A 22,115-nucleotide genomic window follows, 5' to 3' on the forward strand; every position below is an offset into this window, starting at 1 on the left:
TAGCACGGGCCCCGAGCGGGGCTCCGGCGCTCAGCGCGCGGCGGACTCCACCTCGTCGACGACCTCGCCCAGCTCGGGGGCGACGGCCGCGGACGGCGCGCGGAACACGACGAACTTGTAGAGGCAGAAGTTCCAGACCAGGCCGACCATCACCGCGACGGCCTTCGCGACGTTGATCGCGAGGAAGGCCTTCTCGCCCGCGCTGGGAAGGAAGAGGAGCGAGGTGCCGAACCGGGTGTCGAAGAAGACCTCGAAGCCGTAGATGATCAGCGACTGGAGCACGAGCGAGCTGAAGCCGGTGACCAGGAAGAACTGCGCGAAGGTGCGCACGGTCGGCCGGTCGGGGTGCCGGAAGACGAAGAAGTGGTTGAGGAAGTACGAGATCGAGATGCCGACGGTCACCGAGGCGACGTTCGCGACCAGGGTCGGCAGGCCGACCAGCAGCGCGAGCGCGTTGAGGATGAGGAAGTCGAGGGCGGTGTTGAGCGAGCCGGCGACGAGGAACCGCACCTTCTGCGATTCCAGCAGGCGCGCCGCTCTCCCCGCAGACGGACTCGACTGACGCGACACGGTGCTCCTCGGGGTCCTCGCGACCCGGGCGGGAGCGATGAGGGCGAGAGTACGCGGCCGATCTGTACTGGAACCCTCCGTAGGGGGAACTGAACCTGAGAACCGCGACGCGACGTCCTGCTTCCTCTCACACAGGACGGCATGGTGCACGCTGATACTGTTCCACCGCCTCCGCCCCGGCGGACCGTCCACGTCCCCGCCCGAATCGGAACCAGATGCTCTCGCTCACCATCGTCACCCCCACGTACAACGAAGCGGACAACATCGCCGAGCTGCTGCGCCGGGTCGCCGCCGCTGTGGCCCGCGAGACCGACGTCGTCGTCCGCTCGGTCGTCGTCGACGACTCCTCGCCGGACGGGACGGCGGAGAAGGCGCGTGCCCTGGCGGCCGAGCTCGAGACCCCGTCGTACTCGGTGCAGGTGCTCGAGCGCGCGACCAAGGAGGGGCTCGGCGCGGCCTACCTCTGGGCGTTCGAGCGGATCCTCGAGGCCGACGACGCCCCGGACTGCATCCTGCAGATGGACGCCGACCTCTCGCACGACCCGAAGTACCTCGCCGACTTCCTCCGCGAGGTGCGCGCGGGCGCCGACCTCGTCGTCGCGTCCCGCTACATCCCCGGCGGCGGCACCCCGGACTGGACGCTCGACCGCAAGATCCTCAGCCGCGGCGGCAACATCTACGCCCGCGCGATCCTGGGCTCCCGCCTCACCGACTGGACCGGCGGCTTCAACCTCTTCAGCCGCGAGCTGCTCGAGCGGATCCACTTCGAGACCGTCGACGCCACCGGCTACGGCTTCCAGATCGCGCTCAAGCACCGCGCGCTCACCGCCGCGCGGCGGGTGCGCGAGATCCCCATCGTCTTCCTCGATCGCACGGAGGGGACCTCGAAGATCCCCGGCAACACCCTGCTCCGCAGCCTCCTGCTCGTCCTGCGCATCCGCCTCGGACGCGACGGGTCGCGATGACGGCGGTCGCCACCGCTCCCTCCCGCCGCTGGGCCGTCGTCCTCGAGGCGGCCGGCCTGCTCCTCGTCCTCGCGGCGACGCTGCTCGTGCTCGGCCGCCTGTCGTCGACGCCGTGGTGGGAGTACCTGCTGTCGGACGGCGACTCGCTGGCGCTCCCGCTCCTGGTGCGCTCGGTCGCCGAGGGCGAGCCGTTCCAGTGGGTGATGACGAGTCAGCTCCTGCTGTTCCCGGAGCTGCCGCTCTACCTGGTGAGCCTCGCGCTCGCCGGCGGATCGGTCGTCGGCGCGCTCGTGGTGAACGCCTTCGTCAACGCCGCCGCGCTCTACGGCTGCGTGCGCTGGCTGGCCGCGCGGGTGCTGGCCGGGCGCACCCGGCCGTGGCGGGTGAGCGCCGCCGCGCTGGCGACCGGGACCGTCGTCGTGCTCGCCGCCACCGAGGGCCGGGGGCTGATCAACTCGGGCGCCTTCGCGAGCGGCATCCTGCTGACCACCTACTACTCCGGGGTCGCGCTGGCCGCCGTGCTCGCCCTCGCCCTGATGGCCGAGGCGAGCGGCGGCTTCGATCCCGCGCGGCCGCCGTCGCGGGTCCGCACGACGTGGGCGCTGATCGGGGCGGTCCTGGTGTCCGCGGCGACGACGCTCTCGAATCCGCTCTTCGCCCTCCAGTTCACCGCGCCGGCCGTCGTCTCGCTGCTGGCGGTGCTCGTGCTCCGGCGGATGTCGTGGCGGCGCGCGCTGCTGATCTCCGCCGCGCTGGTCGCGGGCGCGGGGATCGGCTACGCGGCCCGGGACGCGGTCGCCCGGTTCGTCGCCGTCGACGCCGGGACGTACGTGCACCTCGAGCGCGCGGGTGCCGCGGTCGACGGCTTCCTCCTGCAGCTGCGCGACGTGGGGTCGGCTCCCACCGGGAAGCTCGAGATCCTGATCGTCGGCGTGCTGCTGCTGGCCGCGCTGGTCACCCTGGTCCTCGCCGTCGCGACCCAGGTGCGGCCCGAGACGCCGTGGGCGGTCGCGGACTCGAGCGTGGTCCTGGCGACCTTCGTGCTCGTCGCCTCCGCCTCCCTCGTCCTCGGGCAGATCGTCACCGGCAGCCTGGTCAGCCGCTATCTGCTGCCGCTCGCGGTCTTCCCCGCGCTGATGCTGCTGCCCGCCTCCCAGGACTGGATCCCGCGCCGTCTCGCCGCGCGCGTCCCGCTGCTCCGGCCGCGCAGCTTCTCCACCGGCGTGCGCGCGGCGCTCGCCGGTGCCGTGGCGCTCGTGGTCGTCGCAGCGGGCGTCGTCGCCGGGCCCGCGGTGCGGGCGGCGGCGGAGCAGGCCGGCAGCACGCCGGAGCGCGCTTGCCTCGAGCAGTGGCTCGACGGTCGCGAGCTCTCCGGCGTCGGCTCGTTCTGGAGCACGCGTCCGCTGGAGCTCTACGGGGACGCGTCGGTCGACGTGCAGCAGGTGAACTTCGACTTCACGGCGCAGCTCTGGATGAACAACGCCGCGTCCTACCGCGGCAAGGACTTCAGCTACGTCCTCGCCGACCGGGAGCCGGACTGGGCGGAGCTCGCGCTCGGCCACCTGGGCGAGCCCGCTGCCATCACCGCCTGCCCGACCTTCGACGTCTACGACTACGCGGGCACCCCCGGGGAGGCCGCGCTGAACGCGATCGTCGGCGCCAGCATCGAGAAGGCGAGCGCCGAGCGTGGCTTCTGAGACGCGGGCCGCCCCCCGCCCCCGCCTGCGGCGGATCGGGCGCGAGCTCGGCTGGGCCGCCGCCGCCGCGCTGGTGAGCGTGCTGGCGGCGATGATCGCCCTCGGCGCGACCCCGGGCTCGCTCGCCGAGCGCTGGCGGGCGGGCGGCGACGACCAGATCCTGCACTACCTGCTGTTCCGCAGCGCCACCCAGGCCTTCCCGTTCGCCGAGAACGGCGCGCTCGCCTTCCCCTCGGGCTACAACTCGTTCTACACGGCGCAGTTCGACGTCGCGTCCGCGCTGACCGCCTCGGCCCTCGCGCTGGTGATCCACGACGGCTTCCTGCTGCTCAACGTCTTCTACCTGCTCACCTTCGCCTTCGTCGCGCTGACCGGCTACGCCTTCTTCCGCTGCCTGCGCGTGCCGGCCTGGACGAGCGCGCTCGTCGCCGTCGTCTTCAGCCTCGCGCCGTACCACTTCCAGCGGATCGGGGCGGGGCACGCCTTCCTCGCCAACTACTGGGCGATCCCGCTGCTGGGCATCCTGATCCTGGTGGTGGCGGGGGAGCGCACCGATCCGTTCCGGGCCTGGCGGCTGCGCGGGGCGACCCGCCGGGCGCGGCTGCTGCGCGGCGCCGTCCCGGTGGTGGTGCTGCCGCTGCTCATCGCGACGACGGGCGGCTACTACTACGTCTTCAGCGTGCTGGTGCTCGGCGGCGTCTGGCTGCTCGGCGCACTGGCCGGGCTCGCGACCCGGGTGCCGCTGCGCGCGGTGCTGGCGCGGGTCCTGCCGCTGGGCGTGCTCGGCGTCCTGGTGGCGATCGAGCTGGTGCTGCTCGGCGGCGACTGGGGGGAGCGCTACGCGCCGTACTTCGAGAGCCGCGGGGTGGGGGAGTCGGAGGACTTCGCCGGCAAGATCCTCTCGCTCTTCCTGCCGTGGCAGGGCACCGAGGTGCCCAAGATCGGCGCGCTGACGAACATCTACCAGGTGACCACGGCGGTCGCGGTCAACACCGAGCCGCCCGGGCTGCCGCTGATCGCGATCGCGGGGCTGTGCCTGCTGCTGGTCAGCCTGCCGCTGCTCGGGCTGGTCGGCGGGCGCGCGCTCCGGGTCACCGCCTTCGGCCGCTTCGTCTCGGACGAGCACGTGCGGGTGCTCGCCGTGGCGGCGCTGTGGACGCTGCTGTTCTACGTGGTGACCGGCCTCGGGATGGCGGTCGCGCTGATCGCGGGGTCGACCATCCGGGCCTGGTCGCGGCTGTCGATCGTGCTGGCGCTGCTGGCGCTCGGTGTCGTGGCGATCGGACTCGCGCGGATCGGCCGGCGCTGGATCCGGATCGCGGTGGTCGCGCTCGTCGTGGTCGTCGGCGTGCTCGACCAGCTCGCCGGGGTCGCCCGGATGGTGCCGATCGCGCCGACCGAGGACGCCGAGATGACAGCCTTCGTCGCGCAGGCCGACGCGGCGCTGCCGGACGGCTGCGGCGTCGTGCAGCTGCCGATCAAGAGCTTCCCCGACAGCGGGTCGGTCGGGCGGATGGCCGACTACGACGAGGCGCTGCCCTACCTCTACACGGAGGGCGCGAACCTGGAGTGGAGCTACGGCGCGGTCCGCGGCACCACCGGGTTCGACGTCTTTGGCGGGGCGAGCACGCCCGAGGACTTCGCCGCCGCGGTCGAGGCGAGCGGCGCGTGCGCCGTGTACGTCGACACGGCGGCCTACGTCGGCCGCGAGGGCGCCTGGTACGGCGACGTGCTCGCGGCGAGCGGCTCGCTCACCCCGATCGCGCAGTCCTCGTCCGGACGCTGGCTGGTCTTCCCCGTCGAGGGCTGACGGGGCGGGTCTCGATACGCCGCTGCGCGGCTACTCGACCAGCATGGAGGGGACCCTGCGGGGCTGCCGGCATGAAAGGGCCCTGCGGGGCCTCGCTGTTTTCGGGGAGCGGGCTGCACTCCATGCTGATCGAGTAGCCCGCGGAGCGGGCGTATCGAGATCCACCGTCGTCCGGTGGGTGCGTCTCGATACGCCGCTGCGCGGCTACTCGACCAGCATGGGGGCCCTGCGAGCTTCTACCGGCATGACCGGTCGCGTCAGTACAGGCCCCAGGGCTGCGAGGTGACGGCGAACGGCTCGTCGTAGAAGTAGACGGTGTAGCCGCCGCGGACGATGCGCTCGTGCGGGGGCAGAAGGGTGGAGGTCCGCAGCTCCTGGTCGTTGTAGTCGCCGGTCGTGACGACGATCACGGGCGGGCCGTCGGCCTGCGCCAGGGCGTCGTAGCCGGGGTAGCGGCGGGTGACGAGGGCGGCGACCGTGACCTCCTCGTTCGTGGACGCGGTCATCGCGTAGCTGAGCCAGTAGTCGCCCCAGACGTGCTCGGCGCCGCGGCGCTCGAGCAGCTCGACCACCGCGCGGTAGCCGCCGTCGAAGCGGTTCGAGGTGTCGCTCCGGAACCCCTCCGAGCGGTCCCACACTCCCGAGACGGTCAGCGCCGCCGCGACGAGCACCGCGACCAGGGCGACCGGTCGCCAGCGCGCGAGCAGCCACGCGCCCGCCAGGGCGAACGCGGGCATCAGGAAGACGCTGTACCGCACCGAGTCGTAGTCGAGGTCGAGCCCGGCGCCGAGGATCAGCACGGCGCAGAGCAGCAGCGTGCCGGTGCCGACCAGCACCGGGGCGAGACGCCGCCGGACCGCGCCGACGAGGACCAGCCCGGCCAGCAGGACGACCGCGGTCCAGCCGACGATCGAGTCGGCCGGCTCGCCCGGGGCGACGGTGAACGCGACGGGGAGCATGTCGTGGAAGAGCGCGGTGACGCTGTCGATCGTCGGCTCCCAGTCGGTGGTGCCGGCGCCGAGCGGCGCGGTCGCGCTCGAGCTGCGCAGCGCCTCCAGGAGCCACGGCGAGCCGGCGACGACCGCCGTGCCGATGCCCAGCAGCCAGTGCAGCGGGCGCCGGATGTCGCGGATCACCAGCGCGAGGACGGCCGGGGCCGCCAGCGCGACGCTCATCGGCGAGGTCCAGAGCGCGAGACCGCTGAGCGCGCCCGCGGCGATCCAGGAGAGCAGCGGTCGCCGCAGCGACGCGGTGGCGACCGCGATCACGCCGAGCGCGACCACGATGCTCGGCCCGTAGAAGCCCGGGTCCCTGGTCGACACCTGGAGCAGGACGACGCCGGGGAACCAGAACAGCAGGCCGGCCGTCGCGCCCGCCACCGGACCGGCGAGGCGCCGGGCGATCACGCGCAGGAGGACGGCCGCCCCGAGGAACCAGAGCGAGGAGACGATCGCGAGCACCTCGATGTGCGCGCCGAAGACGAGCATCGCCAGCCCGGCCGTGGTCTGCAGCAGCGTGCCGCCGTAGGACTGGCCCCAGAAGAAGGCGGGGAGCTCGCCGTCCGCGACGTGCTTGGCCATCAGGTAGACGACCGCGTGATCGGCGTCGAAGGTGTGCGCGGGACTGACGATGAAGAGGACCCGCAGAGCCAGGCCGACGGCCGCGAGGATCCAGAACACGAGACCCGCGGAGTGGGCGCCGAGCCGGCGCAGCGTGCGGGTGCCGCGACCGGGAGCCGGCGCGTCCTCGGTCGTCATCGTCAGCTCCCTGGGCGCCCGGGCCGACGGATCGCAGCCGCAGAGAATCTAGTGCATGCGGGTGACAGGCACCGTCGTCGCGCGCCGGCCTCCGGGCCCTGGATCGGCCCCGTGCTAATCTCTCCGATTGCCCGTCCGACGGGCGACCCCTCCCTCCCCTCCATCGAAAGGCAGCCGTGACCGCATCGCGTCGCTTCCTCCTGGCCGGCGGGGCGGGCTTCCTCGGCTCGAACCTCGCCGCTGAGATCCTCCGCCGGGGGGACGAGGTCGTCGTGATCGACGACCTGATCACCGGGTCCACCCGCAACATCGGTCCGCTGCTGGCCCACCCGTGCTTCAGCTTCGTCCAGGACGACGCGGCGAACGCGCTCGCGGTGCCCGGTCCGTTCGACGTCGTGCTGCACTTCGCCTCGCCGGCGTCGCCGCCGCGATACCTGGCGCACCCGATCGAGACGCTGCACGCCGGCTCGACCGTGACCGAGGCGCTGCTCGAGGTCGCCAAGCGCGACGGCGCCCGCTTCGTCGTCTCCTCCACCTCGGAGGTCTACGGCGACCCGCACGTGCACCCGCAGCACGAGGACTACTGGGGCAACGTCAACCCGAACGGGCCGCGCAGCGTCTACGACGAGGCCAAGCGCTACGCCGAGGCGATCACCTTCGCCTACCGCCGGTACTTCGACGTCGACACCGGCGTGGTGCGCATCTTCAACACCTACGGCCCGAACATGGACATCGACGACGGCCGCGCCGTCCCGGCGTTCGTGAAGGCGGCGCTGGCCGGCACCTCGATCCCGATGCACGGCGACGGCACCCAGACCCGCTCGCTGCTCTTCGTCGACGACCTCGTCGACGGGATCCTGCGGATGGCCGACTCGAAGGACTCGGGTCCGATCAACCTCGGCAGCGTCGACGAGCTGGAGTTGGGCGAGATCGCCCGCCGCATCGTCGCGCTCGTCGGCAGCGACTCGGAGATCCACTACGAGCCGCGCCCGATCGACGACCCGGAGCGCCGCAAGCCCGACATCACGAAGGCGCGCGAGATCCTCGGCTGGCAGCCGACGATCCCGCTCGAGGACGGACTGGCGCGGACCATCGCCTGGTTCCAGGCGACCGTCGTCGCCGCGCCGTAGGCCGCCGCACCCTGCCCTCCACCGCGCCACGAACCCCTCGCGCCCCGAACCCCTCGCGCCCTGACCCCACCGCGCGCCGCAGCCCGCCCGGCGCCGTACGAGAGAGAATCCCGACGTGAAGCTTTCCATCCTCATGCCCGTCTACAACGAGCAGGCGACCCTCCAGAAGGCCGTCGACCGCGTCCTCGCGATCCGGTTCCAGGACGGCGTCGAGATCGAGTTCGTCATCGTGAACGACGGCAGCCGCGACCGCACGAAGCAGATCCTCGACGCGCTCGACGATCCCCGCATCCGCGTCTTCCACCAGCCGGTGAACCAGGGCAAGGGCGCGGCGATCAGCCGGGCCGTGCAGGAGGCGACCGGCGACTACGTCATCATCTGCGACGCCGACGAGGAGTACCGGCCCAGCGAGATCCCCTCGCTTCTGCAGCCCGTCCTCGACGGCGAGGCGCAGCTGGTCTACGGCAGCCGCACCTTCGGCAGCCACACCTCGTTCTCCTACTGGTACGTCATCGGCAACAAGGGCGTGAACCTGATCACGAATGTGCTCTTCAACGCCTACGTCTCCGACGTCGAGACCTGCTTCAAGCTGATGCCCCTGAGCCTGTACCGCTCGCTGGAGATCAAGGAGAAGGGCTTCGGCATGGAGGCGGAGGTCACCGCGAAGCTGCTCGCCCGCGGCTACCGCCCCTACGAGGTCGGGATCAGCTATAAGGCCCGCACCCGCGAGGAGGGCAAGAAGATCACCGTCAAGGACGGCTTCGAGGCGCTCTGGATCCTCCTCAAGATCCGCGTCCGCGAGGGCTCGCGCACCCGTCCGCCGCAGACCGCGGGGATCTGAGCCGATGGCCAGGAGGGGTCCCGTCGCGCTCGCGAAGGCGCTGTACAGCGGCCTGATCTCGTACGTGCTGAAGTTCGGCGTCGTCGGGATCCTCGGCCTCGTCGTCGACGTCACCGTCTTCAACCTGCTGCGCGTCGGCGGAATCGGTGGCGAGCACCTCCTCTCCGGGCCCATCGGTGCGAAGGTCGTCGCGGTGGCCGCCGCGACGGTCGTGACCTGGTTCGGCAACCGCTACTGGACCTTCCGTGAGCACCGCCGCGCCAACTACCTGCTCGAGCTCGCCGAGTTCAGCGTCGTCGCGGTCGCCGGCATGCTGGTGAACCTGCTGCCGCTCTACATCTCGCACTACGTGCTCGGCTTCGACAACCTCGTCGCCGACAACATCTCCGCGAACGTGATCGGCCTCCTGCTCGCGACCGCCTTCCGGTTCGTGCTCTACCGCTTCTGGGTCTTCGGCCACCACCGCTCCGGCGGCGTCGTCGAGAAGCGCGAGGCGCAGATGGCGGCGGCGGCGCTGTTCGAGGACGACGCCGCGGCGGCGAACGACACCGCGTCGATCAAGCTCCGCTGACGTGCCCGCCTACAATGGCGGGGTGCCTGAAGAGACGACTGCCCTCACGCCCGCCGGAGACGGCCCGGACGCCACGGCTCCGGACGCCTCGGTTCCGATGACCGCGGCTCCGACCGCCACGACTCCGGACGCTCCGACGTCCGAGTCGCGGACGCCGGAGACCGTCGAGGAGCTCCGCGCCCGCCTCGACGAGCTGCTGAACGACCCGCTCGACGAGTGGGCCGCGAACATGCACTTCGGCGGTGGCGCCCACTACGTCGCCGACTTCGAGAGCACGCTCTCGTGGCGGGTCACCCGCCCGCTCCGCGCGGCGCGCACCTTCCAGATCCGGGTCGGCCAGCTCGGCCTGCCGGGAGCGGTGCAGCACTCGATCCGCTACGCGCAGCGCCGCTTCGGCGGTCGCAGCCGGTGAACGCCGCCGACCTCGCGGGCCGTGACGCCCGCCGCGCCTTCGTGGTGCAGCGACTCGAGCAGATCGCCCCCTTCGTCCTCGACGACCCCGAGCAGACCGCCGATCTCGCGCTCCGCGGTCCCGGCCCGTTCCTCGACGAGATCGCGCGCACCGTCCAGCGGCGCGACGCCGACGACCTGACCTGGCTGTCGCTCACCGCGTTCCTCGGCGTCTACCCGGTGCCGCACCTGTTCAGCTGGTTCAAGCGCTCGCTGCAGCTCGCGAAGCCGCACGAGGCGATGCGGGTCTTCCTCGTCGCCGGCACGCGCGCCTCGACCGGCTACCACGACCTCTCGACCACGCTCTCCGTCGTCACCGGCGCCGTCGTCGTGGACGTCGACTTCTGCGCGCGGAACTCGCACGCCACCGGCATCCAGCGCGTCGTCCGTCAGACGATGAAGCGCTGGCACCGCGACCACGACCCGATCCTCACCGCCTGGGAGCACGGCTCGATGGCCCTGCGCCGCCTCGGCGAGGGCGAGCTCGAGCGCGTGATCGACTTCGAGACGAGCAGCACCCGGGAGTGGGATCCGGGCCGCCCGGAGAGCGTCGACTTCATCGTGCCGTTCCGCTCCACCCTCGTCCTGCCCGAGGTCCCGGTGATGGGGATCTGCGCGCCGCTCGCCGCGCTCGCGGAGTTCTCCGGCAACACGGTGAGCCTGATCGGCTACGACGCGATCCCGGTCGTGAGCGCCGACACCGTTCCGCCGCAGGAGAGCCTGCGCTTCGTCAACTACCTCACCGTCGTCAAGCACTCCAGCCGGGTGGCCGGCATCAGCGAGGCCGCGACCCAGGAGTTCGCGGGCTTCAACGCCGCGCTCCCCGCGCAGGGCCTCGAGGGCCCCGAGCTCTCCACGGTCTCCCTCCCGGTCGAGGCGCCGCCGCTGGACGGCGAGCACCTCGAGGAGGAGGACGACCTCCCGCTGGTGCTCTCGGTCGGCAGCCACGAGCCGCGGAAGAACCACCTCGCGATCCTGTTCGCCGCCGAGGTGCTCTGGCGCGAGGGCAAGCGGTTCCGCCTGCGCTTCATCGGCGGCGGCAACCCGTGGGCCACGCAGGTCTTCGACGTCCGGATCCGCGAGGCCCAGCGCCGCGGTCGCACCGTGGAGGTCGTCCGCGGGGCCGGCGACGACGTGCTGCTCTCGTCCTATCGCAACGCGCGCTTCTTCGTCTTCCCCTCCACCCACGAGGGCTACGGGCTCCCGGTCGCCGAGGCGCTCGCGCTCGGCATCCCCGCGATCACCTCGGACCGCGGCTCGCTCGCCGAGATCGCGGCCGACGGCGGCTGCATCACGGTCGACCCGTACGACGACGACCAGCTCACCGCCGCGATGCGCGAGCTGCTCGACTCCGACGAGCGGGTCGCCGAGCTCACCGCCGAGGCGCACGCGCGCCCGAAGCGGACCTGGAACGACTACTCCGCCGAGCTGTGGGCGGCCCTCGTGCCCTCCGCCTCGAGCGAGCAGGAGGAGAACGATGCGTGAGTCCACCGCCCTCGAGCGCCTGACGCTGCTGCTCGAGACCCTCGAGCCCACCACCGCGCCCTCGCGCGAGGTGCCGGCGCTCGTGCAGCAGGTCGCCGACGCGGTCGGCGAGCCGAGCTTCGAGCAGACCTGGCTCATGCTCGCGGTGGTGAACGCCGAGCTGCCGGTGCGCGAGCAGGTCGTCGAGTCGCGCCGCAGCGCCCGTCTCGACGGCGTCGCCGCGCTGCTGACCGGGCTGCTCCGGCCGACCCCGGCCTCCCGCGTGCTCGACGCCGTCCGCGCGCCGAGCACCGTCGTGATCGCCCGGCACGCCGTCCTGGTCGACGTGCACCACACCGCGCGCACGGGCCTCGCGACCGGGATCCAGCGGGTCGTCCGCACCACGATCGTCGAGTGGAACAGCCGGCACGACATCGGCCTGATCGTCTGGGACGACGCGATGACGGGCTTCCGCGAGGTCGGCAACGAGCTGCGGACGAACGCGCTCTACGGCTCCGCGCCGGACGCCAAGCTCGACGCGCACGCGCCCGTGGTCGTCCCGTGGGAGTCGCTCTACGTGCTCCCCGAGCTCGCGATCGAGGACGAGCGCAGCGGACGCCTCGCCGCCTTCACCGAGTTCAGCGGCAACGCGACGACGATGATCGGCCACGACTGCGTACCGCTGACGACCGCGGAGACCGCGCACGGCGGGATCAGCGGCCAGTTCCCGCGGACGCTCGTCGCCGTCTCGCACATGGACCGGGTGACCACGGTCTCCCGTGCCTCCGAGACCGAGTACCGCGGCTGGCGCGGCATGCTCGAGGGCGAGAAGGGGCCGGAGATCGACGCGATCCCGCTGCCCGCCTCGGCCGGCGGCGACGACGACTTCGACGAGGCCGCGACCCGGCTGACCCTCGGCGCCGTGGGCGACGAGCCGCTGGTGGTCTGCATCGGCAGCCACGAGCCGCGCAAGAACCACCTCGCGGTGCTGCACGCGGCCGAGCTGGCCTGGCGCTCCGGCGTCGAGTTCACGCTGGCCTTCATCGGCGGCAACGCCTGGAGCAGCGAGGAGTTCCAGGGGCGGATGCACGCGCTCCAGGACGAGGGCCGTCACGTCGACTCCTTCTCGGCGATCACCGACGAGCTGCTCTGGAGTGCCTACCGCAGCGCGACCTGCACGATCTTCCCCTCGCTGAACGAGGGCTTCGGGCTGCCCGTGGCCGAGTCGCTCGCGGTCGGCACGCCGGTGATCACCTCGGGCTTCGGCAGCATGAGGGACATCGCGGAGCAGGGCGGTGCGCTGCTCGTCGACCCGAGAGACGACCACTCGATCCGCGACGCGCTCGTGACGCTGCTGACCGACGACGAGGTGCACGCCCGGCTCACCGCCGAGGCGCGCGCCCGGGTCAACCGCACCTGGACCGAGTACGCCGACGAGGTCTGGACCTACGTCACGGCCGTCGCACCGGCGGGCGTCTCGACGCTCTGAGTTCGGGCCCGCGGGCGCTCGCCGTCCGCGGGCTCAGCGGTCCGCGAGCTCCCGCGCGGCGCGCACGAGCGCCTCGGCGGCGTCGCCCCACGGGGCGATCCGCCCGGGCTCGACCCGTCGGGGGCGCGCGAGAGCGGTCTCGATCGCGCTCCGCAGCGCGTCCTCGTCGCCGACCGGGACGAACGTCGCCGCCGCCTCGTGCCCGCGGAGCGCGTCGTGGATCCCCGGGATGTCGGAGACGATGACGGGCGTGCCGGTGGCGACCGCCTCCAGGGCGGGCAGGCCGAAGCCCTCGTGCAGCGAGACGAGCGCGAGCGCGTCGGCCCCGGTCATCAGGGCGGGCATCTCCGCGTCCTCGACGAAGACCGGCGAGAGCCGGACGTCGGCGCCCGCCGCGGCGGCCCGGGCGACGGCCTCGCGGACGTCCTCGTCGTCCCAGGCCGTCGCGCCGACGATCAGCAGGGTGCAGCCGGCCGGGCGGTCGGCGGCCGCGAAGGCGCGGACGAGCGCCGCGACGTTCTTCCGCGGCTCGACGGCGCCCACGTAGAGCAGGTAGCGCTCGACGCCGACGCGCGCGGTGACGGCGGCGACCTCGTCGGCCTGTCGGGGACGGAAGTCCGCCGCGTCGACCGTCGTCGGCAGGATCCGCAGCCGCTCGCCCGCGACGCCGAGGTGCCGCTCGATCTCGCCGGCCGCGGAGGCGGTGCCGGTGGCGACCAGGTCGGAGCGGGCCAGCCAGCCGGGCATCCGGGCCTGCAGGAGGGCGCGGCGGGCCGCCGGGACGAGCTCGGGCGCGACGGCGAAGCAGGCGTCGTGCACGAAGGTGATCGCCCGCGAGCGGCGGCTGAGCGCCCAGTTGCGGTAGTTGGGGAAGAAATAGACCCCGCGGCCGACCAGCGGGTCGATCGGCAGCGGCGTCCGGGTCAGCAGGCCGACCAGGCGCCGGGGGAGCGGGATGCCGCGCACGCGGAAGCCGAGCCCGTGCCGGGTGATCGCGGCGGTCTCGGACGCGGGGGCGAAGAGGACCACCTCGACCTCGCGGCGGAAGCGCTCCTCGCCGAGGGCGCGCAGCGTCTCCAGCAGCACGTGCCCGACCCCGGTGAGCCGCTCGGCCGCGAGGGGGCTCGCGTCGACGAGCAGCCGCACCGGGCGTGCGGTCACGCCCGGGTGACGCCGTCGACGGTGGCCGAGGCGGCCACGCTCACGAGGCCGACGCGCTTGTCGCTGCGCTCGACGGTGAAGCGGGCGCCGACCGGCACGCGGACGAACTCGCCGTTGCCGAGCGTGGAGGCCGACGCGTGCACGGCGTAGGTGCCGCCGCCGAAGCGGATGTCCGGGAGGGAGAACGTGATGGTCGTCTGCTCCGTGAGCGGCGGGTGCTCGAAGCCGAGGCGCATGGTGTTGGTGCCGAAGACCACCTGGCCGAGCGGAGTGTCCACGCCCATGCCGACGAACCAGTTCTCGACCGGGGCGCCGCTGAGCGGGCGCAGGGTCACCGACACCGTCAGGTCGTCGCCGGGGCGCAGGGTGCGGTTGCCCTCCTCGACCGTGCCGCCCTGGAGCTCGACGCTGACGATCTCGGCGGCGGGCAGCGGCTCGGGCTCCTCGCCGGCCTCCTCCGCCTCGACGATCGCCTCGGCGGTCTCGCGCTCGACGCGCTCCTGGCGGGAGTTCTCGAAGCCGTTGCGCAGGACCTCGAGGCCGCGGGCGGTCTCGCCGTCGTAGATGACGTTGCCGTGCTGCAGGACGACCGTGCGGTCGCAGAGCTCGCCGACCTGCTCGAGCGAGTGGGTGACCAGCACGATGGTCTTGCCCGCGCGCTGGAAGGCGCGGATGCGGTCCATGCACTTGCGCTGGAACGGCTCGTCGCCGACCGCGAGGACCTCGTCGACCAGCAGGAGGTCGGGGTCGGTGTGGATGGCGATCGCGAAGGCGAGCCGCACGTACATGCCGGAGGAGTAGAACTTCACCTGCGTGTCGATGAAGTCGACGATCTCGGAGAACTCGACGATCGAGTCGAACTTCTCCTCGAGCTCCCGGCGGGAGAGCCCGAGGATCGCGCCGTTGAGGAAGACGTTCTCGCGGCCGGTGAGGTCGGGGTGGAAGCCCGCGCCGAGCTCGAGCAGCGCCGCGAGGCGCCCGCGGCGCTCGACGGTCCCGGTGGTGGGCTGGATGATGCCGCCGATGAGCTTGAGCAGCGTGCTCTTGCCGGAGCCGTTCGCGCCGATCAGGCCGACCGTGGAGCCGAGCGGGATCTCGAGGTCGATGTCGCGCAGCGCCCAGAAGTCGTCGCGGTGCTGCTTGCCGCGGCCGAAGTTGACGATGCGCTCCTTGACGCTCTTGTCCTTGCGGATCACGAAGCGCTTGGAGGCGTTCTGGACGCGGATGATGGTCGGCATCTCGGTCGACTCGGGAAGGGCGACCTCGGACTCGAGCGTCATGGGATCAGATCTCCTGTGCGAAGTTGCCCTCGAGGCGGCGGAAGACGCGGTGGGCGAGCCACACGAGCACGACCCCGACCAGGAAGACGATGAAGAGGTGGAGGGCCATGTCGGCCGGCCACGGCTGACCGGCGACGGTGTTGAAGCTGCCGTCGGCCTGCTCGACCTGGGTCTCCCGCGAGCCGGGGCCCCAGATCGCCCGCTGGAAGGCGAGCATCGCGTTGGTCATCGGGTTGAGCAGGTAGATCTGCTCGAGCCAGCCCGGCACGGTCTGGACGACGAAGGACCACGCGTAGGTGATAGGCGAGAGCCAGAAGAAGATCAGCAGGCCGACCTCGACGAGGAACTGGATGTCGCGGAGGTAGACGTTGAGCGCCGAGAGCGCGAGCGCGAGGGCCAGGCCGTAGACCAGGGTGACCGCGAGCGCCGGGATGATGAAGAGCAGCTGCCAGCTGACGTTGAGCGCCCCGAGCGCGATCGCGCCCACGATCAGCACCAGGAACTGCACGGCGAAGTTGAACAGCGCGGCGCCGATGGTGGCGACCGGGAAGATCTCGCGCGGCAGGTAGACCTTCTTGATCAGTCCCGCGTTCGCGAGGATCGAGGTCGTGCCGGTGGCGACGATCTCGCTGAACAGGTTCCACAGCGTCAGGCCGCAGAAGACGAAGATCGCGAAGACGGGGATGCCGCGGGCGGCGCCGAGGAACTGGCCGATCGCCACGTAGTAGATCATCAGCATCACGAGCGGGCGGATGAGGGTCCAGACGAAGCCGAGGCTCGAGTCCTTGTAGCGCGCCTTCAGTTCGCGGTTGACGAGCAGCTTGAGCAGCTCGCGGTGCCGGAAGATGTCGATCAGCGACGAGACGAAGCCGCCCGAGCGCTGACCCGGCTGGGTCCCGCTCTGATGGAACGGCTCCTGTGCGATCGCGTCGACGCGGTCGGCCGCGCGCGTGATCGTCGTTTTCCTGCTGCTCATCGGACTCCCAGCCCTAGCACTGCCGGGGCGGCAGCCAGATCATTGTACGTAACGCCTGCGCCGCCGCACGGCGACGGGCGCTGGACGGCGGCGGGTGCTCAGCCCGCGGCGCGGGAGAGCTCGAGGTCGTGCTCGACCATCCGGGCGACGATCTCCTCGAAGGCGACCGTCGGCGCCCAGCCGAGCTCGGCCCGGGCCTTGGAGGCGTCTCCGCGCATCTCCGGGGCGTCGACGGGGCGGGCGAAGCGCGGGTCGATCCGGATCCGGTCCTCCCAGGCGTCGATGCCGGCGGCGGCGAAGGCCGCGCCGACGAACTCGCGGACGGAGTGCGCGACACCGGTCGCGACGACGTAGTCGCCGGCCTGCTCGGCGCGCGAGGCGCGGACGAGCGCGTCGACGTAGTCGGGCGCCCAGCCCCAGTCGCGGCGGGCGTCGAGGTTGCCGAGCGAGAGCTCGGTCGCGGTGCCCGCGGCGATGGCGGCGACGCCGGCCGTGATCTTCCGGGTGACGAAGCTCTCGGGGCGGCGGGGCGACTCGTGGTTGTAGAGGATCGCGGAGGACGCGTGCAGGCCGCGGCCGCGGTAGACCCCGACGAGGTGGTGCGCGAAGGCCTTCGCCGCGCCGTAGGGCGAGACGGGGCGGATCGGCGTCGACTCGGTCTGCGGGTTCTCGGTCGCCGCGCCGAAGATCTCCGAGGAGGAGGCCTGCACGAAGCGCACCTCGCGGCCCGCCGAGTCCTGCAGGGCCAGCGCGGCCTCGAGCAGTGCGGCGACGGCCGTGCCGGTCACCTCGGCGGTCAGCACCGGCTCCTGCCAGGACTGCGCCACCGAGGAGATCCCGGCGAGGTGGAAGACCGTGTCGGGCCGCGCCTCGGCGATCACGCGGCCGAGGCCGGCGGCGTCACGGAGGTCGCCCTGGAAGGGGCGGACGGACGCGGGCAGGGAGGCGTCCTCGTCGCGCACGAGCGCGGAGACCTCCCAGCCGTCGGCGAGCAGACGCTCGACGAGGTAGCCCCCGTCCTGTCCGCTCGCCCCGGTGACGAACGCTGCGGGCACGGCGGCTACTTGATCAGAGCGGACTGCTCGGCGAGGTCGTTCTCGACCATCATCGAGACGAGCTCCGGGAAGGAGACCTTCGGCTGCCAGTCGAGCACGTCGCGCGCCTTCGCCGGGTCGCCGATCAGCAGGTCGACCTCGGCCGGGCGCATGAACGCGGGGTTCTGCGTGACGTAGGGGGTCCAGTCCTCGATGCCGACGTGGTTGAAGGCGATGTCGAGGTACTCGCGGATCTCGTGGGTCTCGCCGGTGGCGACCACGTAGTCGTCGCCCTCGGGCTGCTGCAGCATCCGCCACATCGCGTCGACGTAGTCGCCGGCGAAGCCCCAGTCGCGCTTGGCGTCGAGGTTGCCGAGCTCCAGCGTCTCCTGGAGGCCGAGCTTGATGCGGGCCACCGCGAGGCTGATCTTGCGCGTGACGAACTCCGGGCCGCGGCGGGGCGACTCATGGTTGAAGAGGATGCCCGACGAGGCGTGCATGCCGTAGGACTCGCGGTAGTTGATGGTCATGTAGTGACCGAAGACCTTGGCGACGCCGTAGGGCGAGCGCGGCCAGAGGAGGGTCTCCTCGCTCTGGGGGACCTGCTGGACCTTGCCGAACATCTCGGACGAGGACGCCTGGTAGAACTTCACGCGCGACATGTCGTCGCCGGCGTAGAGGCGCACGGCCTCGAGGATGTTGAGCACGCCCTTGCCGGTCACGTCGGTCGTGAGCGACGCGTTCTCCCACGAGTAGGCGACGAACGAGATCGCGCCGAGGTTGTAGACCTCGTCGGGCTGCGAGGCGGCGAGCACGCGCACGAGGCTCGACACGTCGGTCAGGTCACCGGTGAGCAGCGTCACCTCGGGGACGGTGCGGCGGACGAGCTCGTACTTGGGGTTGTTCTGCCCACGGACGAGCCCGAAGACCTCGTAGCCCTTCTCGAGCAGCAGCTCGGCGAGGTAGAGGCCGTCCTGGCCGGTGATTCCGGTGATCAAAGCGCGGGGCACGTGGTGGTCCGTTTCGTCGGGGTCGGTGACAGCGGGCTACATACTACCCACCGGCCTCCGCCGCGCCGGGGAGCACCCGCCGCGAACGCTCCGCGGGGCGGAGGGCGGGCGCGGGTAGTCTGACCCGGCCCTCACCGCGAGGGTGCCTCGATCCGATCGGACGCCATGCCGGAACGCCTCGCCGTCACGCTCGCCGTGCTCACCGTCGATCCCGGCGGAATGGGCGGCGGCGAGACCTACGCCCGCGCGCTGACCCGGTTGCTCGTGACGCGGCCGGGGGAGGAGGGGCTGCGCGTGCAGGCGCTCGTGCCGGAGAACGCGCGGGGCTTCAGCGAGGGCGTGCCCGAGATCGTGGCCGAGGGCGTCGTCAGCGGCGCCGGCCACCGGCGCCGGGCGACGGGGATGCTCCAAGCGTTCGCGCGCACTCTCCGGCTCCGGCGCCTGCTCGGGCCGGACGAGATCCTCTACTTCCCCTTCACCGTCCCGCTGCCCTGGCCGTCGCGCCGGCAGGGGCACGTGCAGATGGTCTTCGACCTCCAGCACCGCGATCTCCCGCAGCTCTTCCCGCGCGTCGAGCGCGTCTTCCGGCGGATCGCCTACGAGGCGACCGCGCGCCGGGCCGACGCGATCATCACCATCAGCGCCTTCACCAAGGGGAGGATCGTCGAGCTGCTCGGCATCCCGGAGGAGCGGATCCACGTGTCCCACCTCGGCGTGGACACCGAGCGCTTCCGCCCGCACCTGGGCGCGCGCGAGGACTTCGTCTTCTACCCGGCGCGCGCCTGGCCGCACAAGAACCACGCGCGGCTGTTCGAGGCGATGCGCCTGCTCCGTGCCGAGGGCCACGACCTGCGGCTGGTGCTCACCGGAGGCGACCTGGAGAAGCTCGGCCCGCTGCCCGACTTCGTCGAGTGGCGCGGGCACGTGGGCACCGAGGAGCTGGCGGAGATCTACCGGCGCGCCGCCGTCCTCGCCTTCCCGAGCCTCTACGAGGGCTTCGGCTTCCCGCCGATCGAGGCGATGGCCTCCGGCTGCCCGGTCGCGGCCGCCGACTCCGGCTCGCTGCCCGAGATCTGCGGCGACGCCGCGGTGCTCGTCGATCCGCTCGCGCCGCGCTCGATCGCGGACGGGATCCTCGAGGCGATCGAGCGCTCCGCCGAGCTCGGCGCGAAGGGCGTCGAGCGCGCGGCCCGGTTCAGCTGGGAGCGCTGCCGGGAGGAGCACCTGGCGGTGCTGAGGGCTGTCGCGGCAGCCCGCCGGGCCGGTCGCCGGGGTGCAGGAGCCGCCGCCAGCTGAGCCCCTGCGCGGCGCGCATCGCGCAGATCACCAGCAGCAGCCAGCCGGCGTCGACGAGGAGCGAGCTCTCGGCGAGCGAGGTGACGACGAGGACGCTGAGCACCAGCACCGGCCAGACGTGCACGACCGCCTTCCGCTCGGAGGCGATGAGCCACGAGCGCCAGAGCGCGAGGCCGACCAGCACGAGGAAGAGGGCGACCCCGACGACGCCCACCTGCAGCGCCAGGTCGAACACCGCGTTCAGGCTGGAGGAGTGCGGCCGGCCGGAGAGGAAGTCGATCGCGTTGAACGGGTAGAGGTCGGTGCGCCAGTAGCCCACCCAGCCCCAGCCGATGATCGGCGCCAGGTCGGTGAAGCGCCAGACCTGCTGCCAGAGGGTGACCCGGAACTCGAACTCGCTGCCCGCGTTGAGCAGGTCGACGATCCGGAAGCGGAAGAGCCCTGCGGTGAGCGCGGACGCCACGAGCACCGCGAGCGTCGTGTACTGCCGCCGCCGCCGCTGCTCGCCGGTGGCGCGGCGCACCCAGCGCAGGATCAGCGCGACGACCGCGGCGACGACGAGCACGCCGGCGCTGACCGCCGAGCGGGTGAGCACCAGGGTGACCACGGCGAGCGCGAGCGAGGCGAGGGCCGGGCCGCGCGCCACGGACCGGGTCATCAGCTCGACCGAGAAGGTGACGACCGCCAGCAGGCAGACCAGCCCCAGCTGGTTGCGGGTGCCGACCAGCCCCTGGATCGGGCCGCCGACGGCCAGGAGGCCCTCGACGCCGAGGAAGCGCAGCGGCCGGTCGATCAGGGCGCCGGAGAGCACCTCGACGGCCAGCGAGCCGATCAGCACGAACCGCATCACGTCGCCGACCGCGCGGATCACCTGGATGATGTCGCGGGTGAGGCCGATCGCGATCGCGAGGAAGGCGAGGGCGAGCTGGTAGAGCACGCTCGAGGCGGTGGCCCACTGGTAGCCGCTCCAGAGCGTGCTGAGGGCGATCCAGCCGAGGAAGACCAGGATGCTGGTCGGCAGGAGCCCCTCCCAGTCGAGCAGCTCGCGCCGCAGCACGAGCATGACGGCCGCGAGGGCGGTGAGCGTCGCGATCGCCGCGATGTAGCCGGGCCAGCCGATCATCCCGCGCACCGCCGGCGCGCAGAGCACGACGACGAGGGAGGTCTGCGCGAGGGCCGCCGCGAACTGCGGGGACGCCAGGGCGTCCGCGAGGGCGGCCGGCAGAGCCGACGGCCGACCGCCCCTCATCGGACGGCGCGCTGGCCGGCGAGGGGGATCGGCTCGGCGGTGAGCGCGTCCTCCTCCTCGTTCGCGGGCTGCTTGGTCAGGACCGCCAGGGCGGCCAGCAGGAGCCAGCCGCTCTCGATCAGGAGCCGGCTCTCGAACAGCGCCTGCGCGAGGAGGGCGGCGAGCAGCAGCAGCGGCGCGAGGGACACGGCCGAGTAGGGCAGCGCCGTCGTCGCACTGCGGCGCGGGCGGTCGACGGCGCGGAACCAGGCGCGCCAGAGGGTCGAGACCACGAGGGCGGTGAAGAGCACCAGCCCGACGATGCCGAGCTGGAACCAGACGTCGAGCCAGGCGTCGTGCGCCTGCAGGTAGAGGACGCCCTTGCGCTCGGCGAGGGTGTCGAACGGGGCGGCCCAGGGCGCCCAGTAGCTGACCCAGCCCCAGCCGAGGACGGGCCGCTCGGCGGCGAGCGCCCAGACCGAGCGCCAGATGTCGAGCCGGCCGGTCGCGTCCTCGCTCTTGCCGAGGAGGCCGAGCAGGGTGCCCCAGCCCGCGATCGCGCCGCCCGCGAGCACGACGGCGGTCGCCGCGGCCGTGACGTAGACGGGCCGCCGCTCCGACTCGCCACGGCGTCGCGCCCAGAGCGCGAAGGCCGCGGCCGCCGCGACGGCGACGACGCAGAGCAGCACGGTGGCGGAGCGGGTGAGCAGGAGCGTCGCGGCGAACAGGACGATCCAGACGACGCCCCAGCGGGGACGGAGGCTGCGCGCGGCCAGCTCGATCAGCACGACGATCAGGCCGAGCAGGGCGAGGAAGCCGAGCAGGTTGCGGTTGCCGACGAGCCCCTGGATCGGCTCGCCGGTGAACAGCGCGGCCTGCGACCAGTAGAAGGCGTCCGGGATGCGGCCGGCCGGCAGGTCGATGACGAACGGCAGCACGGGCGCGCGGACGACGACCGCCACGACGAGCTCGAACAGGAGCGAGGCTCCGACGGTGATCCGCAGCGCGCGGCCGAGGGCGGTGACGAACTGCGCCGTGCTGAGCGTCAGGGCGAGGGCGACCGCCCCGAGCGAGGTGGCGAGCTGCGCGACGACGCCGATCGCGCTCGCCCCGGGGTACGCCGACCAGAGCAGCGAGAGCACGGCGAGGGCGAGGAAGGCGACGAGCGCCTTGGGCGTCCGGCTCCAGCGCAGCCGAGGCCGCACCCGGACCAGCAGCACGACGACGCCGACCAGCAGCGCCGCGACGACGACCCCCCAGCCCCACCAGCCCGCGAGGTTCCGCAGCGCCTGGCCGCCCAGCATCACCGTGAGCACGGCCACCGCGAGCGCTCGGGGAGCGGCGGGCGCGGCGCGTCGGATCATGGCGAACAGTCTAGGGAGCGGG

The 22,115-nt window shown here is 72.4% G+C and carries 19 protein-coding genes; 10 read left to right on the plus strand and 9 right to left on the minus strand.

Features of this window, described 5'->3' with window-relative positions; genetic code table 11:
• Window positions 1–30: 30 nt before the first annotated feature.
• Window positions 31–510 (minus strand): GtrA family protein, encoded by a 480-nt coding sequence (locus MT351_RS13430; protein ID WP_243582402.1) that lies wholly within the window; start codon window positions 508–510, stop codon window positions 31–33.
• Window positions 511–785: 275 nt separating this feature from the next.
• On the opposite strand from MT351_RS13430, the gene MT351_RS13435 reads away from it, so the two are divergent.
• From MT351_RS13435 to MT351_RS13445, 3 genes are read left to right on the plus strand one after another with little or no spacing between them, the layout of a single operon-like run.
• Complete coding sequence (locus MT351_RS13435; protein ID WP_123735223.1) at window positions 786–1,535, plus strand: polyprenol monophosphomannose synthase; 750 nt, start codon at window positions 786–788, stop codon at window positions 1,533–1,535.
• Window positions 1,532–3,232 carry a hypothetical protein gene (locus MT351_RS13440; protein WP_132435860.1) on the plus strand — a complete coding sequence of 567 codons (1,701 nt, stop codon included), beginning with the start codon at window positions 1,532–1,534 and terminating at the stop codon, window positions 3,230–3,232. Before MT351_RS13435 ends, MT351_RS13440 begins: the two co-directional genes overlap by 4 nt.
• Window positions 3,222–5,042, plus strand: a complete 1,821-nt coding sequence (locus MT351_RS13445; RefSeq protein WP_132435859.1) for a hypothetical protein — start codon at window positions 3,222–3,224, stop codon at window positions 5,040–5,042. Before MT351_RS13440 ends, MT351_RS13445 begins: the two co-directional genes overlap by 11 nt.
• A gap of 257 nt (window positions 5,043–5,299) precedes the next feature.
• Here MT351_RS13445 and MT351_RS13450 read toward each other — a convergent pair whose 3' ends face one another.
• Window positions 5,300–6,799 carry a glycosyltransferase family 39 protein gene (locus MT351_RS13450; RefSeq protein WP_243582404.1) on the minus strand — a complete coding sequence of 500 codons (1,500 nt, stop codon included), beginning with the start codon at window positions 6,797–6,799 and terminating at the stop codon, window positions 5,300–5,302.
• A gap of 176 nt (window positions 6,800–6,975) precedes the next feature.
• On the opposite strand from MT351_RS13450, the gene MT351_RS13455 reads away from it, so the two are divergent.
• The 6 genes from MT351_RS13455 (at window position 6,976) to MT351_RS13480 (ending at window position 12,744) form a co-directional block, all read left to right on the plus strand.
• Window positions 6,976–7,929 (plus strand): NAD-dependent epimerase/dehydratase family protein, encoded by a 954-nt coding sequence (locus MT351_RS13455; protein ID WP_132435857.1) that lies wholly within the window; start codon window positions 6,976–6,978, stop codon window positions 7,927–7,929.
• Window positions 7,930–8,044: 115 nt separating this feature from the next.
• The gene (locus MT351_RS13460; RefSeq protein ID WP_132435856.1) at window positions 8,045–8,770 is read left to right on the plus strand and encodes a glycosyltransferase family 2 protein; all 726 of its coding nucleotides are present in this window, start codon (window positions 8,045–8,047) and stop codon (window positions 8,768–8,770) included.
• A 4-nt stretch (window positions 8,771–8,774) separates the two neighbouring features.
• Window positions 8,775–9,341 carry a GtrA family protein gene (locus tag MT351_RS13465; protein WP_123735229.1) on the plus strand — a complete coding sequence of 189 codons (567 nt, stop codon included), beginning with the start codon at window positions 8,775–8,777 and terminating at the stop codon, window positions 9,339–9,341.
• Between the two features lie 22 nt (window positions 9,342–9,363).
• Window positions 9,364–9,753 carry a hypothetical protein gene (locus tag MT351_RS13470; protein WP_132435855.1) on the plus strand — a complete coding sequence of 130 codons (390 nt, stop codon included), beginning with the start codon at window positions 9,364–9,366 and terminating at the stop codon, window positions 9,751–9,753.
• On the plus strand, window positions 9,750–11,276 hold the full coding sequence (locus MT351_RS20345) for a glycosyltransferase family 1 protein (protein ID WP_132435854.1): 1,527 nt from the start codon (window positions 9,750–9,752) through the stop codon (window positions 11,274–11,276). The genes MT351_RS13470 and MT351_RS20345 overlap by 4 nt, the downstream gene beginning before the upstream one ends.
• Entirely contained in the window at window positions 11,269–12,744 is a 1,476-nt protein-coding gene (locus tag MT351_RS13480) for a glycosyltransferase family 1 protein (protein ID WP_123735232.1), read from the plus strand. The genes MT351_RS20345 and MT351_RS13480 overlap by 8 nt, the downstream gene beginning before the upstream one ends.
• A 33-nt stretch (window positions 12,745–12,777) precedes the next feature.
• Here the strand turns inward: MT351_RS13480 and MT351_RS20350 are convergent, their stop codons facing one another.
• The 5 genes from MT351_RS20350 to MT351_RS13505 form a co-directional block, all read right to left on the minus strand.
• Window positions 12,778–13,905: a glycosyltransferase family 1 protein gene (locus MT351_RS20350; RefSeq protein ID WP_132435853.1), complete on the minus strand. Its 1,128-nt coding sequence runs from the start codon at window positions 13,903–13,905 to the stop codon at window positions 12,778–12,780.
• Window positions 13,902–15,185: an ABC transporter ATP-binding protein gene (locus MT351_RS13490; protein ID WP_243582407.1), complete on the minus strand. Its 1,284-nt coding sequence runs from the start codon at window positions 15,183–15,185 to the stop codon at window positions 13,902–13,904. Before MT351_RS13490 ends, MT351_RS20350 begins: the two co-directional genes overlap by 4 nt.
• Before the next feature lie 4 nt (window positions 15,186–15,189).
• Window positions 15,190–16,161 (minus strand): ABC transporter permease, encoded by a 972-nt coding sequence (locus MT351_RS13495; RefSeq protein ID WP_123735234.1) that lies wholly within the window; start codon window positions 16,159–16,161, stop codon window positions 15,190–15,192.
• Between the two features lie 98 nt (window positions 16,162–16,259).
• Complete coding sequence (locus MT351_RS13500) at window positions 16,260–17,216, minus strand: GDP-mannose 4,6-dehydratase (protein WP_132435852.1); 957 nt, start codon at window positions 17,214–17,216, stop codon at window positions 16,260–16,262.
• A gap of 5 nt (window positions 17,217–17,221) precedes the next feature.
• Window positions 17,222–18,205, minus strand: coding sequence for a GDP-mannose 4,6-dehydratase (locus MT351_RS13505; protein ID WP_123444375.1), 984 nt, complete (start codon window positions 18,203–18,205; stop codon window positions 17,222–17,224).
• 165 nt (window positions 18,206–18,370) lie between these two features.
• On the opposite strand from MT351_RS13505, the gene MT351_RS13510 reads away from it, so the two are divergent.
• Window positions 18,371–19,501: a glycosyltransferase family 1 protein gene (locus MT351_RS13510; protein ID WP_132435851.1), complete on the plus strand. Its 1,131-nt coding sequence runs from the start codon at window positions 18,371–18,373 to the stop codon at window positions 19,499–19,501.
• Here MT351_RS13510 and MT351_RS13515 read toward each other — a convergent pair.
• Both MT351_RS13515 and MT351_RS13520 read right to left on the minus strand, forming a co-directional pair.
• A complete protein-coding gene (locus tag MT351_RS13515; protein WP_132435850.1) occupies window positions 19,401–20,750 on the minus strand; it encodes an O-antigen ligase in 1,350 nt (449 codons plus the stop codon). The two genes, MT351_RS13510 and MT351_RS13515, sit on opposite strands and share 101 nt — an antisense overlap.
• Window positions 20,747–22,093, minus strand: coding sequence for an O-antigen ligase (locus MT351_RS13520; RefSeq protein WP_132435849.1), 1,347 nt, complete (start codon window positions 22,091–22,093; stop codon window positions 20,747–20,749). Before MT351_RS13520 ends, MT351_RS13515 begins: the two co-directional genes overlap by 4 nt.
• Window positions 22,094–22,115: the final 22 nt, after the last annotated feature.

Source organism: Rathayibacter sp. VKM Ac-2926 (assembly GCF_022815565.1).
Lineage (GTDB): Bacteria > Actinomycetota > Actinomycetes > Actinomycetales > Microbacteriaceae > Rathayibacter > Rathayibacter festucae.